Consider the following 15,807-nt stretch of genomic DNA (forward strand, 5'->3'; position numbering starts at 1 on the left):
AATTCTGAAAATTATATCTTTTATAGCTTTCAGTTCGACTTCCTAAACTCACGATGGGGAATCAAGATGAAGATCGGCGTTTTTTGTCCAATTGGAAATAATGGCTGGCTGCTTTCAGAAAATGCACCGCAATATAAACCTACCTTTGAATTAAACAAACAAATTGTACAGCGTGCTGAACACTACGGTTTTGACTTTGCCCTTTCCATGATTAAGTTGCGTGGTTTTGGCGGAAAAACTGAGTTTTGGGACTATAACCTTGAAACATTTACCCTCATGGCAGGTCTCGCTGCTGTCACCAGTAAAATCCAAATTTATGCAACCGCTGCAACATTAGTCATGCCTCCTGCAATTGTGGCACGTATGGCATCGACCATAGATTCGATTTCTAACGGTCGGTTTGGACTAAACGTCGTGACCGGATGGCAAATGCCTGAATATTCCCAAATGGGTATGTGGCCTGGCGATGAATATTTTGCTAAACGCTATGATTACTTATCTGAATATGTCGAAGTTTTACGTGAACTTTGGGCAACTGGGAAGTCAGACCTAAAAGGCGAGTTCTTCCAGATGAATGATTGTCAGGTCAAACCACAGCCTCAAGCTGATATGAAAATTATCTGTGCAGGACAGTCTGATGCTGGTTTAGCTTTTTCAGCAAAATATGCTGACTACAACTTTGTTTTCGGAAAAGGTTTAAACACACCGACAGCCTATGCCGAAATTAATGATCGCTTAAAAGTTCAAACCGACAAAACTGGACGCAATGTACAGACCTATGTGTTGTTTATGGTAATTGCTGCGGAAACAGATGAAGCCGCAATGCAGAAGTGGCAACACTATAACGATGGTGCAGACATGGAAGCTATTCGTTGGCTACAAGACCAAGGTGCAAAAGATAAAGTGTCTGGGACTGACACCAATATTCGCCACATGGCCTCTAGCGTTTCTCCCGTCAATATCAATATGGGCACCATTGTTGGCTCTTTTAAAAATGTCGCAAAAATGCTTGATCAAATTTCCGAGATTAAAGGGACAGAGGGAATTTTGTTGACCTTTGATGACTTTGTACAAGGCGTAGAAGATTTTGGTCAACGCATTCAACCGCTCATGAAATGTCGTGAAAGTGTCGTTACCGAACTGACAAAGCAAGCCGAACCAACTGTTTTGGAGAAAAGCGCATGAATGAAATGTCTAATATTGTATGTGCAGAATTCACGGCACAGATTGGTACAGGCAAAGTATTAAAAGCCGAACCTGAACATATTCAACTAGCAGCAGAACAAACTGCGCTTGTTGTCATTGATATGCAAAATGCTTACACCTCTTTAGGTGGGTATTTAGATTTAGCAGGTTTTGATGTCTCAAAGACTAAGCCTGTAGTCGAAAATATTAAAAAGGCGATCGATGCTGCACATAGTGCAGGGATTCAGGTCATCTATTTTCAAAATGGTTGGGATAAAAACTACGTCGAAGCTGGTGGTTTAGGTTCACCAAATTTTCATAAATCCAATGCTTTAAAAACCATGCGTAAACAGCCTGAGTTACAAGGCCAACTTTTATCTAAAGGTGGTTGGGACTTTGCTTTAATTGATGAGTTACAACCACTTCCACAAGACATCATTATTGAAAAGCCACGTTATAGCGGTTTCTTTAACACGGCGCTCGACAGCATTTTACGTGCTCGTGGCATTCGTAATTTAGTCTTCGTTGGTATTGCCACCAACGTCTGTGTCGAGTCGACCTTACGTGATGGTTTCTTTTTGGAATATTTCGGTGTTGCACTTAAAGATGCTTGCTATCAAGCCGGACCTCAAGAAGCTCACGACGCAGCGCTATATAACATTAAAACTTTTTTTGGCTGGGTATCTGACACCAATAGTTTCATTGAAACCTTTAGTTCGGTATCAACATTGCTACAGCAATCTGCCTAATTCATACATTTAATTTTATCTAAAATTTTTTGATTTGGAGCATTTTATGTCTAAACAAGTTGTTATCCCTGAAGGAACATCGGCACCACTTGCACCCTATGTTCCTGCAACCAAAGCGGACAATATTGTGTATGTCTCAGGCACATTGGCTTTTGATGAAAATAATAATGTGGTTTGTATTGGTGATGCTGCAGGACAGACTCGCCATATTTTAGAAACAATCAAAAAAGTGATTGAAACTGCGGGTGGCACCATGGATGACGTAACGTTCAATTCCATTTTCATTAAAGATTGGGCGGACTATACCGCAGTGAATACGGTATATGCCGAATACTTTCCGGGTGACAAACCTGCTCGCTTTTGTATCCAGTGCGGCTTGGTGAAACCCGATGCCTTAATTGAAATTGCATCGATTGCCCATGTGGGATAAACGATGTCACTGACAAAAACCTTCAGCATCATAACTGATGTGATGTTTTAGCCTCGATTCATTGTAATGATCATGCATTGGGGTTGGAGAGCAATCATGCAAAAAATAGAAGAGAAAAAGGTTTTAACACCATCTGTTGTTCAACAGACTCATCCATGTTCCACACACCTAGAAGTAGATCAGCACACTTTTAGACAAGGCATGGCAAATCTTGGAGCAGCAGTGAATGTCATCACGACGGATGGGTCTGCGGGACAAGCAGGTTTCACAGCATCCGCTGTATGCAGCGTAACCGATACACCACCGACACTATTGGTTTGTCTCAACCGCTCAGCATCAGTTTTTAATACTTTTAAACAAAATGAGGTTCTTTGCGTCAATACTTTAGCGGCCCATCAAAGTACGCTATCTACAATATTTGGCGGGAAAACGCCAATGCCAGAACGCTTTGCTCAGGGGGAATGGAGCAAGCTAATCACTGGTTCTCCGATTTTGAATGAGGCCTTGGTGTCATTTGATTGTGAAATTGTACAAAGCATGAGTATCGGTAGTCATGATGTCTTATTTTGTGCAGTCAAAGCAATGAAACATCAAAGTGGGTTTAATGCACTTATGTACTTCAACCGCAGTTATTGCGAATTACAAATAGCATGCTAATGCAGATAAAAATGAAAAAGAGGATCTGTTATGCGAACAAAAGAATCTTGGTTTCCTAAATTTAAACCGCACACAGGTAATTTAGAAACTCCCGTACAAATTGATGAATATCTCCCTCCCGGTAAAAGTATTGTTTTGGGGTTACAACATGCTTTTGCTATGTTCGGAGCGACTGTTTTAGCTCCGTTACTCATGGGCTTTGATCCAAACCTCACCATTTTTATTACTGGTATCGGCACCATCTTGTTCTTTTTAATTACAGGTGGGCGTATGCCGAGCTATCTTGGATCAAGCTTCGCTTTTATTGGCGCAGTTGCTGCAGCCACAGGCTATGCAGGCGTTGGATTAAATCCAAATTTAGCTGTGGCCCTTGGTGGCACAATCATTTGTGGTTTGATTTATGCATGCATCGGTTTAATTGTCATGAAAACTGGAACCGCATGGATTGAAAAACTCATGCCACCCGTGGTCACTGGTGCAATTGTCATGATTATTGGTTTAAACCTTGCACCTGTAACAATTAAAAGCGTTTCGACAAATAGCTTTGATACGTGGATGGCTGTAATTACCATTTTATGCATTAGTGCTGTTGCCGTTTTTACAAGAGGTATGATTCGCCGCCTTCTATTACTCATCGGGCTCATCAGTGCTTATTTTATTTATTTTCTACTCACCAATATCTTAGGGTTAGGCAAACCCATCGATTTTAATGCGATCAGTCAAGCTGCATGGTTTGGCCTACCAACTTTTCACTCACCTGTTTTTAATGCCAAAGCTATTTTATTGATTGCACCTGTTGCGCTTATTTTAGTCGCTGAAAACTTAGGACATTTTAAAGCAGTTTCTGCCATGACAGAACGTAATTTATCGCCATATATGGGTCGTGCTTTTTTTGCAGATGGTATCTGTACAAGTTTATCAGCTTCTGTTGGGGGTACAGGTATGACGACTTATGCTGAAAATATTGGAGTAATGGCTGTAACTAAAGTCTATTCAACGACTATTTTTGTGGTTGCGGGACTATTTGCAATTCTACTCGGTCTATCCCCTAAATTTGGAGCAATTATTAGCACCATCCCTGTTGCTCTATTAGGCGGTGCGTCCATTGTTGTCTTTGGCTTAATTACTGTAGCAGGAGCAAAAATTTGGATCGATAACAAAGTTGATTTCACCAAAAATAGTACTTTAATTATTGCAGCAGTCAGCCTGATTATGGGTGCTGGTAATTTAAGTCTACATATTGGGCCATTTGACCTAGGGGGTATTGGAACTGCGACACTTGCAGCAATAGTTCTTAACCTATTACTCAACAGAACAGAAAAATCCCAAAGTCAATCTATTGAAAAATCAGTAGAACCGCTTAATTCTGTCCCACATCTCTAATTTTGGAGAAACTCCTTGATTCAAAGTGTTTCATTTATCGGTTTAGGTGCAATGGGATGGCATATGGCTTCCCATTTAACCCAAGTATGTAGCCAAGTCTATGTTTGGAATCGTACTTTCACTAAAGCAAAGCAACATGAACAAACCTTTGATACGCAGGCTGTAGATCTAGCACAAGCTCTGCAAGCAGATATTATCTTTTCATGCCTACCGACTAGCCAAGATGTAGAAAATTTAATTGCGGATTCTCAACTAAAACAAGGCTGTATTTGGGTGGATTGCACTAGCGGTGTGCCAGAGACTGCAAGAAAACTCAGCCAACAGCTCAAATTAAGTGGAGTTGATTATTTAGATGCACCAGTTTCAGGACAAACAATTGGAGCTGAACGAGGAACACTTACGGTAATGGTTGGAGGCGATGAGTCTGCTTTTAAAAGAGCAAAACCCATCATTCAAGCATTTGCTAATTTAGTTGAATATGTCGGCGGAAGCGGTGCTGCCTTTGCAGTAAAAGCCATCAATAACACATTAATGGCAACACATCTTTGGGCGTTGGCAGAGGGATTAAGTATCCTTAAATCTCAAGGTGTAAATTTATACTCCGCAATGAACTGTATTAACCACTCTAGTGGCAAAAGTAACGTTTCAGAGCACATCATGATGCAACGTGTTTTAAACCGCAAATTTGAAAAAACTTTTGCATTAGATTTATTACAAAAGGATATTGGAATTGCACTAAATCTCGTTACTCAAAATAATTTGGAACTTCCAGCTTTTAGTCTTATTCAGCAACAGTTTAATCAGATTTCTAAAATCGATGCACAACAAGTCGATTTTTCAGCCATAGTTAAAATATTGGAACAAAAAAACCAACTAGAGCTATGTTAAGAGTAGGTCGCGTGACCTACTCTTTTATAAGAAAATAGAGTGACTTTATTGATCTGGGATTTCAGCTTCAACTAATAAGGTAAGTAAAGATAAGGATTCTTGCCATCCCAAATAGCACGCTTCTACAGGAATAACTTCAGGTATTCCTTCTTGCGTAATGTGTACTTCTGTACCTACCAATACCGTTTTTAATGTAATGGTGACCTGCATCGTACCGGGTAAATTTGGGTCATCAAATTGGTCGTTATAGCGAATTAATTCATTTGGAACTAATTCAACATAGGTTCCACCAAAAGCATGTGTTGAACCTGTCGAAAAATTGGTAAAACTCATTTTATATGAGCCACCCACACTTGAATCAAAACTATGAACCTTTGCGGTAAAACCATGAGGTGGTAACCACTTTACTAAAGCGTCTGGATCTAAAAATGCACGATAAACACGCTCGGCTGGTGCCTTAAACACTCGATGAAATTTCACTGTACCTGTTGCCATCATTATTCTCCTTATTTTAATTTCCTTTGAATTATCGAAATTATGGCTATTAGCTTAAACCTTAGGATTCATCCGAACGTATATTTTTGGTGTTTTTTTAAACAAAAAAGCTATCTTTTATGCAAAATCAAAATACAAAAACTATGGCTGATTTTTTAGTAAAAATGGAGCAAAATAGTCGGCAATCATAAAGAAACATATTGAATTTGAGATTAATCATGAGTCTGCTCGCTTTCTCCTCATATGCTTTAAACGGTGTAGATGCACAAAAGTTTTTACAAGGCCAAGTTACTGTAGATACTGAACGTTTAGCTGAAAATGAAACACGCTATACAGCCATCTGTGATCTTAAAGGTCGTATCCACTTTGGCTTGTGGTTAAAAAAGATTAATGCTGAAAGTTTTGAAATTGTAGTTGCTCAAGATCAAGCAGAAGAGTTTGCCAAACATATTAAAAAATTTGGTGCTTTTTCGAAAATGACTTTGAATGAACAAGGTCCTGCTTTTCCAAAAATCTCTGGTCATCAGACTGAGTTTTCTGCACTAGAAACTGATATTTCTGAATGGCAAAAACAAGCTATTCTTTCTGGCCAAGCTTGGATTACACAGGCAACAGAACACGAGTTTCAACCTCAAGAATTACGTTTGCACCAACGCGAAGGCGTTAATTACGATAAGGGCTGTTACCTAGGTCAGGAAATTGTGGCGCGCCTTTGGTTTAAAGCAAAACCAAAACACTGGTTACATCTAGTGCAAGGTACAGGTGAAGCACCTGCGGCGAAAGCTCAACTCCATAACGATATTGAAGTCGTCAATAGTGTTGCAAATGAGGAAGGTTATCTTGCTTTAGTTGTGGCTAAACCTGCTGCTCTAGAAGAGCTGGGCCTTCAAGTTCTTGATTTACCTGAAGCCTTAAGCGGTGATGTTGCCAGACCACAATAACTCATTATTTGTTTAAGCTGGAAAGCCCACCTATAAACTTGTGGGCTTTTTTATAGATACAAAATACTAATGAATTCATTAAATTAGAACGTCAATTTTTTAAGTTTTATATGCCATCATTAACCCTGTTGAAATTAAAGAGAAAAAAGATGAAGACTAAACTTGCTACACTCATGTTGAGTTTGGCTATTTTCGGTTCTGCTCATGCTGATGTTAAAACACTTGAACAAAATCTTAAGACAAATTATCCCGATTTGCCTGTAAAGGGTGTTTATCAATCTCCTGTACAAGGCATTTATGAAGTGTATACAAGTGGTCGTATTGTCTATACCAATCAAGAAGCCAAGTATTTTTTTGTAGGTAATTTAGTCGACATTAAACAACAAAAAAATATGACTGATGAGCGAATTGCTGAATTGGGTAAGATTGATGTTAAAAGCTTACCGCTCAATCAAGCGATTAAATATGTAAAAGGAAAAGGCGAACGCACGATCTATATCTTTAGCGATCCTGACTGCCCATATTGCCAACACTTAGAACAAAATATGGTTGGGGTTGATAACGTAACGGTATATGTCTTCCTTTACCCTCTTACCAGTCTGCATCCGAACGCCGAAAAAGTTTCAAATCAAATCTGGTGTTCAAAGAATCCGGCAGAGGCATGGACCAACTATATGCTTAACCGCAAGCTACCTACGACCAGCAAAAACTGTTCGACACCAATCCAGAAAAACATAGCTTTAGGTAATAAATTAAATATTGATGGAACGCCTACCCTATTCTTGCAAGATGGTCAAAGAATCTCGGGTGTACCGAGTGATGCTAAACAAATTGAAGCATTACTCAAGTCAGCAAAATAAGAATCTTACCCACTATGGTTTATTGACATGAGTGGGTATTTTTTCTCCACAATTTGCCCAAAGTGCAGTGCTTCATATACAAATCGGCTGTTTACTTTCAGCGTTCAAGATTTATGATGAGAACTTGAAACTATTTAATGCATCAATGGAATGATGTAGCTACGAAGTAAAAGGTTAAAAAGAAATGAAGAAATTACTAATCGCAAGCCTAATCACCCTTTCAAGTGCATCAATTTTTGCGGCAGATAACACTACGACTGCTGCTAAAACAGATGCTTTTAAACAAGCTGAACAACTGTATGCAGCAAAAAATTACCCAGCCGCATTTCAGGAAATGCAACGCCTAGCTCAAACAGGTAATGCTCAAGCCATCTATAACTTAGGCTATATGACCCAAACTGGGCAAGGAACAGCAAAAGATTCTTCTAAAGCCCTTAAGTATTATGAAGATGCCTCAAATAAAGGTTATGCCCAAGCGAGTTATACACTCGCTCAAATCTATGAGACAGGTGAACTAGGCGTTGCCAAAGATAGCAACAAATTCAGTCAATATATTCAAAAAGCATCGGCTCAAGGTTCTGATGATGCGACTGTAAAAATTGCTACGATTTTATTTGCTCAGAAAAAACCGCAATCACATCAAATCGCTCTGCAAAAGTTAGCGCCTTTAATTAGAAAGGGCAACTACCCAGCGATTCAGGTCAAAGCGCTTTATGATATTAGCCAAGGTGTGGAAAATAAAAACCCACTCATGAAACGTCAAGGCATTGAGTCCTTACAATCAATTGCACAAAAAGGTTATGCACCAGCTTCTATGGCTTTAGCGACCATGATGGCCAATGGCAATATCATTCCGCAAAATTTGCCACAGGCTAAAAAGATTTTTACTGAGTTAGCTAACCAAAATGTTCCGAATGCTAGAGAATCTTTAGCTTCGGTTGATAAAATTATTGCAGAAAAAAGTAAACAACCAGCCACTGCTCCAGCACAACCAGCCCCGAAAAAATAGTGAATGACTTAAGCCCCGGAAGGGGCTTTTTAATTTACCACCACAAAGCAATAAGTCCGCTCACCCCAATAAAACCAACAACTGTACTAATCATTAAAGGTGTTAAGGCCTTTTCATTTAAACCATATGCTTGTCCAAAAATTCCAAAAGCAATTGGCATCGGTAAAGCAGCAATTAATGTTCCAGCGTAAAGCATTTCACGGCTTACATCTGGAGTGATTAAAAAGAGTGCAAAAATAACAGATGGCATCAGGATAACTTTAAATGTCGCCAATAAAACACTTTGCATGTTTACTGTTGTAATTCCAATTCCAACTAAGCTTCCCCCAATTGCAAACAAAGCCAAAGGTGATGCCGTGCGCCCAAGTAACTCTAAAGACTGATCAAGAGTCGTAGGAAGGTTAACATCTAAAAGAATACATCCCATCCCAACCAAAATAGCGATAATCACTGGATTCTTGAGTAAATTCAAAAAGGTTTGTTTTAAAAGCGGTAAAAGATTCTGTTGTTGATGTAAGCCAGCTTCGGCCAAAATCAGCATGAGTGCCACAATCAATAAATTTTCAATGATTAACGTTAAAGAAATATAAATCGCAGCGTGATTGCCAATCAACATAGTCAAAATAGCAGTTCCCATGAACCCAGTATTGGACATCGAAGCGCCCATCGCAATTACGGCGCTATGGGTTAAACTATTTTTAAAATATTTTCGATAAAGAATAAAAGCTAAGAAAAATAAAATTAAAGAGCCACCGCCATAAGCAACAAAATAAGCAGGATGCCAAATGTCTTGTAAGTTTTTATTTGCTAAAGAATGAATTAAAAAAGCTGGCAAAGAAATTTTAATCACAAATGCGCTAAGTGCCCGGATCTGTTCAGGCGTTACCAATTTGATGAGAACACAAACATAGCCTATCAATAGCAATATCAAGATAGGCAAAATAACCTGAAAAACCACCGAACGACCTCACTCATCTAAAGAAAAACGGGCAAAGATGACTTTGCCCGATACAGTTAAAAAGAATTAAAAAGCTGTTTTACCCCGTGAGGTTGGCAACGTAAATATTGAGGTGCTATTTTAACTTCCGCGCCTAAAGCCGCTGCTGCATGCCAAGGCCATCTTGGGTCATATAACATGGCACGAGCAAGACCAATTGCATCGGCCTGATGCGAAGTAAGGATACTTTCTGCTTGTTCAGGTTCGGTAATCAGCCCTACAGCAATGACTGGAATAGACACATGCTTTTTGACTTGTTCAGCAAAAGGAACTTGGTAGCCAGCTCCAATCTGAATAGATTGGTGCTCGTGCAAACCACCACTAGACACATGCACATAGGCTGCGCCCAACTGCTCTAAAGCTTTTGATAAACCAACGGTAGATTCAACATCCCAGTGTTCTACACCGTCCAACCAGTCGGTCGCAGACAATCTAACTCCCACTGGATAACCAGGAGGAACAGCAAGTTTAATCGCCTGAAGAACCTCAAGTGTCATGCGCATACGGTTTTCTAAAGAACCACCATATTCATCAGTTCGCTGATTCGCAATTGGCGATAAGAATTGATGTAATAAGTAACCATGCGCAGCGTGAACTTCGATTAACTCAAAGCCAGCTTCTACGGCACGTTTTGCTGCTGCTGCAAAGTCTTGTTGAACTTGTTTAATTTCATCAATGGTTAAAGCATGCGGTGCAGCATCATGAACGGAAAAGGTACTTTCACTTGGGGCAACAGTTTGCCAACCATGTGGCTGATCTTTTGCAATTTGCCCTTTCCCTAACCATGGTTTTTCAGTAGAAGCCTTACGACCTGCATGCGCTAACTGAATTCCAAATGGCATGGGTGAAAGTGTTCTAACTTTCCCCAATAACGTTTTGATTTGGTCACGTTGCTGATCATTCCAAAGTCCAAGGTCCGCATAACTAATACGTCCCTCAGCTTGTACCGCAGTCGCCTCTACAATACAAAGCCCTGCACCAGATAATGCATAATTTGCCCATTGCTGTTCATGCCAATAGGTCACTTCACCGTCATCTGTTGCCGAATATTGGCACATTGGGGCAATTACAATTCTATTGACCAGTTGTAGTGAACTAAAGTTAACCGTTTCAAATAATTTTGCCATTTTTAATTCCTAGAATTGCTTAATTACACGTAAACCTGCACTCCAGTTACGTCCATCCGCTGGCTCAAAGTAGCGTCCATTACCGTCATTTACGATCACTGAACCTGCATAGTTTTTATCAAATAGGTTATCAACACGGGCAAAGCTATTCACTTTCCAGTCGCCCATTACCCATGCATAACCAACATTAGCTGAGGTTACACTGTAGCTTGGCGCTGCGTCACTGTTGGTATCATTCACGTATACTTTATCCATATACTGTACATCTACACCACCATATAGACCGTGCGATGGTTGCCAAGCCAAAGATGCATAAGCCTGATTTTTAGCAATACCTGGGATGGCATTCCCTGATGGAATTTGAGCAACACTTCCTGAGGCTGGAATATCCGCATCAAAAGTTGCATCCAAATATGTATAGCTCGCAGTCGCTGTTAAATCTCGCCACAACTTTTTATTCCAAGCAAACTCAACACCTTCACGTAAGGTTTTATCTGCATTACGGAACGTTGAACGGCCGTTAGAATTCCCTGCTGAAACAATGTCATCTTTAGTTTTAGTTTGGAAAACTGCCAAAGTAAAATCACCCAAATGATTTTGTGACTTTAAACCTGTTTCATAGGTATCACTTGTTGATGCTGTTAAACCAAAATTAAAACCACTCAAACCATCTGGACGATATGCCATTTCAGTAAATGTCGGTGTTTCAAAACCTTTCGCATAACTCACATACGCCATAAGTTCAGGTAAAATTTGCCAACTTAAAGCAGCTGACGGTAATACTTTATCGTAATCAGTTTTATCGCTATCGTCGCCATTACTTAAATAGCGATCTTCCGACTTATAATGGACATTGCTATAGCGTACACCCGTATCTAAACGCCATGTTGGTAAGAACTGCCAAGATGCTTGTAAGTATGGGTCGATATTCCACAAAGTATTATCTTCATCACGGCGTAAATTACCTTTGACACCATAAGAAGGTTGACCGTTTACTAAGTTAAAGTTTTCAAAACCTTTGCGGTCTTCATCCATTGTATCAAGTGCAACACCGACACTTACAGTCGTATTGGGAAGTAACTCTTTACCCGTCCAACGGAAATCAGCACCATAATAATTACGCTCAAAATCAATCACGCCACCTGCATGATTGATGCTGGCATCTTGTGTTGATTTAGGAATAGATTGATATTGAGTAACTTGGCGATTACCTAAATATGCCATGGCATAGAGTTCATTTTTATCATTAATCGGCTTAGACCACGTCACGCCAGTTTGAGTTTGTTCAATATCTTTACGGACATTAAATTGCTTTAAAAATGGAACTTGTTGCTTTGGGTTCGCATTCCACTGGTCATGAGTTAGACCCTGTGGATCATCCGCATGGATTTTGACATAGTTGGTCACCCAGTTAATTTTGCTGCCATCATCAAGATTCCAACTGAGCTTTGCATTATTTAGTACTTTTTCTGCACCGCTATGTTCTCGGTAACCATCAGTATCGAAGTATGATGAACTAATAACATAACTTGGTTCATTCGCACCCTTTCCCCCACCTTGTAGCACGAGTCCTGCTCGGCTTTTATCGTGACTGCCTCCCGAATAGCTCAACTCAATTGAATCTTTGCCTTGCCCCTCTTTAGTAGAAGTTAAAATCGTCCCACCCGATGAGTTTCCATAAAGTGAAGAAAAAGGTCCTGTTAGAACTTCAACATGGTCCAGACTACTTAAATCGATATTAGACGTTTGGCCTTGTCCATCCGGCATTGTTGCAGGAATACCATCCACATACAGGCGAATACCTCGAACACCAAAAGTTGAACGTGCACCAAAACCACGCATGGAGAGCTGTAAATCTTGTGCATAATTTTCACGATTACGAATCTGTAAACTCGGTATGCCTTTTACAACTTCAGTTAAATTTACTTGTGAGGAAGTATCCGCTTGAGGCGCATCAACTCTAAAAACTGAAGCTGGTGTTTGCAAATAGGTTGTATCGGTACGCGTTGCTTCAACATGTAAAGTTGGCAATACCGTAATGTCTTGAGCTAAGTCATCTGCCCAAACAAGTGGGCTAGAAATACAACCCATACTCATCAAAATACAGTAATGAAGTCGGTCTAAGCGTAATAAGGACATGCTTATTTCCTTTATTTATATTGTAGTTATGATAACAAAAAGCAGTGTCTTGTCTGGATATTGAATTCGCTCTGCATTGTTTTAAATCTGGAACACACTTAATCACTATCTAAGAACTTACTACCTAGTTTAATTAACGACTTAAAGACAGATGATCTTTCCAGCAATATCGCTCAAGCCACTCTTTTGCTTCTTCGGCATAATCAATTCCGATACGCGGTGTCATCACCACTTCAGGCTGAGTGGATGCTGCTTCAATCCATAGCCCAGATTCTTCACCTAAAGTTTGGCCTTTTAAACTACGGTCAATGCCTAAATATCCTGTGAGTTTTCCAGGTCCAGCTAAAAGCTTATATTCTTTTTTGGTTGAAGCACCATTCAAAAATGCAGAACGAATCATTACCCCTTCAGGGATACCTTCTGTCTGAGTAATGAGGTTGAGCATTTCATACATGCCATAAATTAAATAGACATAAATCGTGCCACCTAAACCATACATCACGTCTGTTCGAGCTGTACGTTTATCATTGTAGCTATGGCAAGCTTTGTCTCGAATTCCTAAATAAGCTTCGGTTTCGGTAATCGTACATCGAATGACGTGTCCATCAGCTTGTCGCTTACATAACACGCATCCGATTAAATCATGAGCAACCTGTGAAGTTTCACGTTGAAACCAGCTTAATGGTAAAATATCTGACATAGTAATCTCTGAAATATTACATACCACACGATATACTTGATTATTCCAGTATATCTGTTAATTCTGCGAGTTGGCGATGCCTGAGTTACCCGAAGTCGAAACAACTAAAACCAGTTTATTTCCCTTATTGAATCAAAAAGTTCAAAGTGTAGAAGTACGTAACCCGAGCTTACGCTGGGCAATACCAGATGATGTTCAAAAACTTGTTGGGCAACGTCTTATTGGATTAAATCGACGCTCAAAATATATCTTGGCAAACTTTGAACAAGATCAAATGCTTTGGCATTTAGGAATGTCAGGCAGCTTCCGCTTGTGTCAGCCAAATGATGAGCTGAGAAAACATGATCACTTCATCATTCGCTTTGAGGAACATGAGTTACGTTATCATGACCCGCGTCGCTTTGGCTGCATTCTCTGGCTAAACTCTGAAACACAAGGGAAGTTAATTGATACTTTAGGGCCCGAGCCTTTAAGTACTGACTTTAATGCAGAATATTTAGCTTCAAAACTTAAAAATAAATCTGTCGGCACAAAAATTGCACTTATGGATAATCATGTTGTGGTTGGTGTTGGCAATATTTATGCAACTGAAAGTTTATTTAATGTCGGAGTTCACCCTGCTCAGCCAGCTGGCGACTTAAGTTTTCAGCAGATTGAAAAGCTAGTTATCGAGATTAAACGGATTTTAAAATCTGCTATTGATTTGGGTGGTTCGACCTTACGTGATTACAGCAATGCCATGGGTGAAAATGGTTATTTCCAACAGACCCTTTTGGCGTATGGACGTGCCGGACAGATGTGTGTTAACTGTGAAACCACATTAGAAAACTTGAAACTTGGACAACGTGCAAGTGTATTTTGCCCAGAGTGCCAACCCCTCAAAAAGCCCAATAAGCTCTAATTTTCAGAGGAAGTCATAATGCAAACAGCAATCGTCCGACATATTCTGGTCAAAGATAAAGACTTAGCTGAACAGTTAAAAAAGAAGCTACAAAGTGGTGCTGACTTTGCCAAACTTGCCAAGCAATATTCAACTTGTAATTCAGCAAAACGCGGTGGTGAATTAGGCGAAGTCAAAAAAGGACAGCTGGTACCAGTGATTGATAAAGTGGTATTTACAGCCGCTGAGCGTGTACTACAAGGACCAATAAAAAGCCAATTTGGTTATCATCTTTTAGAAGTTAAATTCAGAATGAGTAGCTAACGTTGATTCCATTATTTTAATTGTAGTTTTTGGAAGCTTGAGCCTGTGCATTCAGTTGATATGTCCAAGCTTTGATCTGTTCACCCGACTCAAGCTTCACATCTGCTATGACACGTTGATATTGAAAACCTTCAAAATCATCAAGCATCTGCCAGTTTTCTGCCAGTTTTTCTGTGCTAAACAGATAACCCTCTACCCAATCGGCTTTTGCGTCTAAAACAATTGCTTTTAAGCCTTTGTCGGGTCCCCAATCTAAAATATGAATCACACCACGCACACTGGCTTTTATCCAGTTACCGCCAATCTGCTCTAAAATATGAGCATTTGCTTTATTTGGGCATAAGGTTCCATACACAAAAAGCTGATTCATTTATTTATACCCCTTTTACAATATGTGTAATTGAACTTATCGATAGCCTTTCAATTTTATCAATATCTTTACTCCAACATAAAATACTTAGTAATAAAAAACGGCACCTTAAGTACCGTTTTTTATTAATTCAAAATATTGTTAAGCTTGCTTTTTCAACTCATCACGAATTTCACGCAATAATTGAATATCTTCAGGAGTTGCAGCTGGAGCTTCTGGCTCGTTCTTATCACGGCGAAGTCTGTTTAATAATTTCACCATTAAGAACACAACCCAAGCCAAAATAATAAAGTTGATTAAAATGGTGAGGAAATTACCATAGGTTAAAACATTGATACCTGCTTTTTGCAAAGCATCTAAAGATTGCAGATTGGCAGGGTTTGCTCCTAGAACAATGAATTTCTGCGAAAAATCAACACCACCACCCGTAATTACAGTGATAAGCGGCATGATAATATCTTTTACTAAAGAGTCTACGATTTTGCCAAAAGCACCACCAATAATCACACCAATGGCTAAATCCATCATATTGCCTTTCACGGCAAATTCTTTAAATTCTTGAATAATACTCATCTAAACATCTCCAGATGTCGGGGGTTAAAACACGTTATATTTTTCTTTTTCATTGGCATCTTATCCATTTAGATAGTACTCGCCATGATATTGATAATTT

The 15,807-nt window shown here is 39.5% G+C and carries 19 protein-coding genes; 12 read left to right on the plus strand and 7 right to left on the minus strand.

The features are described 5' to 3' along the window. The first annotated feature begins 66 nt into the window (after window positions 1-66). The 6 genes from rutA to RMB03_RS14355 all read left to right on the plus strand — a co-directional run bounded on the left by rutA (window position 67) and on the right by RMB03_RS14355 (window position 5,292). Complete coding sequence (rutA, locus tag RMB03_RS14330) at window positions 67-1,185, plus strand: pyrimidine utilization protein A (protein WP_130173355.1); 1,119 nt, start codon at window positions 67-69, stop codon at window positions 1,183-1,185. After that, window positions 1,182-1,934: a pyrimidine utilization protein B gene (rutB, locus tag RMB03_RS14335; protein ID WP_311076693.1), complete on the plus strand. Its 753-nt coding sequence runs from the start codon at window positions 1,182-1,184 to the stop codon at window positions 1,932-1,934. Before rutA ends, rutB begins: the two co-directional genes overlap by 4 nt. Before the next feature lie 46 nt (window positions 1,935-1,980). Continuing rightward, the gene (gene rutC, locus RMB03_RS14340; protein ID WP_002116077.1) at window positions 1,981-2,364 is read left to right on the plus strand and encodes a pyrimidine utilization protein C; all 384 of its coding nucleotides are present in this window, start codon (window positions 1,981-1,983) and stop codon (window positions 2,362-2,364) included. 66 nt (window positions 2,365-2,430) lie between these two features. Next, window positions 2,431-3,021, plus strand: coding sequence for an NADH-dependent FMN reductase RutF (rutF, locus tag RMB03_RS14345; RefSeq protein WP_311076694.1), 591 nt, complete (start codon window positions 2,431-2,433; stop codon window positions 3,019-3,021). Between the two features lie 30 nt (window positions 3,022-3,051). Continuing rightward, the gene (gene rutG, locus RMB03_RS14350) at window positions 3,052-4,404 is read left to right on the plus strand and encodes a pyrimidine utilization transport protein G (protein ID WP_311076695.1); all 1,353 of its coding nucleotides are present in this window, start codon (window positions 3,052-3,054) and stop codon (window positions 4,402-4,404) included. Between the two features lie 15 nt (window positions 4,405-4,419). Further along, a complete protein-coding gene (locus RMB03_RS14355; protein ID WP_311076696.1) occupies window positions 4,420-5,292 on the plus strand; it encodes an NAD(P)-dependent oxidoreductase in 873 nt (290 codons plus the stop codon). 45 nt (window positions 5,293-5,337) lie between these two features. Here the strand turns inward: RMB03_RS14355 and RMB03_RS14360 are convergent, their stop codons facing one another. After that, a complete protein-coding gene (locus tag RMB03_RS14360; RefSeq protein WP_005050025.1) occupies window positions 5,338-5,790 on the minus strand; it encodes an SRPBCC family protein in 453 nt (150 codons plus the stop codon). Between the two features lie 39 nt (window positions 5,791-5,829). On the opposite strand from RMB03_RS14360, the gene RMB03_RS14365 reads away from it, so the two are divergent. The 4 genes from RMB03_RS14365 to RMB03_RS14380 all read left to right on the plus strand — a co-directional run bounded on the left by RMB03_RS14365 (window position 5,830) and on the right by RMB03_RS14380 (window position 8,597). Further along, a complete protein-coding gene (locus RMB03_RS14365; protein WP_311076697.1) occupies window positions 5,830-5,946 on the plus strand; it encodes a hypothetical protein in 117 nt (38 codons plus the stop codon). A 59-nt stretch (window positions 5,947-6,005) separates the two neighbouring features. Further along, window positions 6,006-6,728 carry a folate-binding Fe/S cluster repair protein gene (locus RMB03_RS14370; protein WP_311076698.1) on the plus strand — a complete coding sequence of 241 codons (723 nt, stop codon included), beginning with the start codon at window positions 6,006-6,008 and terminating at the stop codon, window positions 6,726-6,728. Between the two features lie 149 nt (window positions 6,729-6,877). Next, entirely contained in the window at window positions 6,878-7,588 is a 711-nt protein-coding gene (locus tag RMB03_RS14375; protein WP_005036284.1) for a DsbC family protein, read from the plus strand. 184 nt (window positions 7,589-7,772) lie between these two features. Beyond that, entirely contained in the window at window positions 7,773-8,597 is an 825-nt protein-coding gene (locus RMB03_RS14380; protein ID WP_005036282.1) for a tetratricopeptide repeat protein, read from the plus strand. 34 nt (window positions 8,598-8,631) lie between these two features. On the opposite strand, the gene RMB03_RS14385 is transcribed toward RMB03_RS14380, so the two are convergent. The 4 genes from RMB03_RS14385 to RMB03_RS14400 all read right to left on the minus strand — a co-directional run bounded on the left by RMB03_RS14385 (window position 8,632) and on the right by RMB03_RS14400 (window position 13,560). Beyond that, a complete protein-coding gene (locus RMB03_RS14385) occupies window positions 8,632-9,555 on the minus strand; it encodes an AEC family transporter (RefSeq protein WP_311076699.1) in 924 nt (307 codons plus the stop codon). Window positions 9,556-9,611: 56 nt separating this feature from the next. Continuing rightward, entirely contained in the window at window positions 9,612-10,721 is a 1,110-nt protein-coding gene (locus RMB03_RS14390) for an NADH:flavin oxidoreductase/NADH oxidase (RefSeq protein WP_311076700.1), read from the minus strand. Window positions 10,722-10,730: 9 nt separating this feature from the next. Further along, on the minus strand, window positions 10,731-12,860 hold the full coding sequence (locus RMB03_RS14395; RefSeq protein ID WP_311076701.1) for a TonB-dependent receptor: 2,130 nt from the start codon (window positions 12,858-12,860) through the stop codon (window positions 10,731-10,733). A gap of 133 nt (window positions 12,861-12,993) precedes the next feature. Next, entirely contained in the window at window positions 12,994-13,560 is a 567-nt protein-coding gene (locus tag RMB03_RS14400) for a DNA-3-methyladenine glycosylase (RefSeq protein ID WP_311076702.1), read from the minus strand. A 76-nt stretch (window positions 13,561-13,636) separates the two neighbouring features. Here RMB03_RS14400 and mutM point away from each other — a divergent pair, with 76 nt between their 5' ends. After that, window positions 13,637-14,461 (plus strand): bifunctional DNA-formamidopyrimidine glycosylase/DNA-(apurinic or apyrimidinic site) lyase, encoded by an 825-nt coding sequence (gene mutM / locus RMB03_RS14405; protein WP_311076703.1) that lies wholly within the window; start codon window positions 13,637-13,639, stop codon window positions 14,459-14,461. An 18-nt stretch (window positions 14,462-14,479) separates the two neighbouring features. Beyond that, window positions 14,480-14,764, plus strand: coding sequence for a peptidylprolyl isomerase (locus tag RMB03_RS14410; protein ID WP_311076704.1), 285 nt, complete (start codon window positions 14,480-14,482; stop codon window positions 14,762-14,764). A 16-nt stretch (window positions 14,765-14,780) separates the two neighbouring features. Here the strand turns inward: RMB03_RS14410 and RMB03_RS14415 are convergent, their stop codons facing one another. Further along, window positions 14,781-15,134 carry a gamma-glutamylcyclotransferase family protein gene (locus tag RMB03_RS14415; RefSeq protein ID WP_311076705.1) on the minus strand — a complete coding sequence of 118 codons (354 nt, stop codon included), beginning with the start codon at window positions 15,132-15,134 and terminating at the stop codon, window positions 14,781-14,783. 141 nt (window positions 15,135-15,275) lie between these two features. Continuing rightward, window positions 15,276-15,707 carry a large conductance mechanosensitive channel protein MscL gene (gene mscL / locus RMB03_RS14420; protein WP_005036267.1) on the minus strand — a complete coding sequence of 144 codons (432 nt, stop codon included), beginning with the start codon at window positions 15,705-15,707 and terminating at the stop codon, window positions 15,276-15,278. Window positions 15,708-15,807: the final 100 nt, after the last annotated feature.

Source organism: Acinetobacter sp. V91_7, from assembly GCF_031799075.1.
Lineage (GTDB): Bacteria > Pseudomonadota > Gammaproteobacteria > Pseudomonadales > Moraxellaceae > Acinetobacter > Acinetobacter calcoaceticus.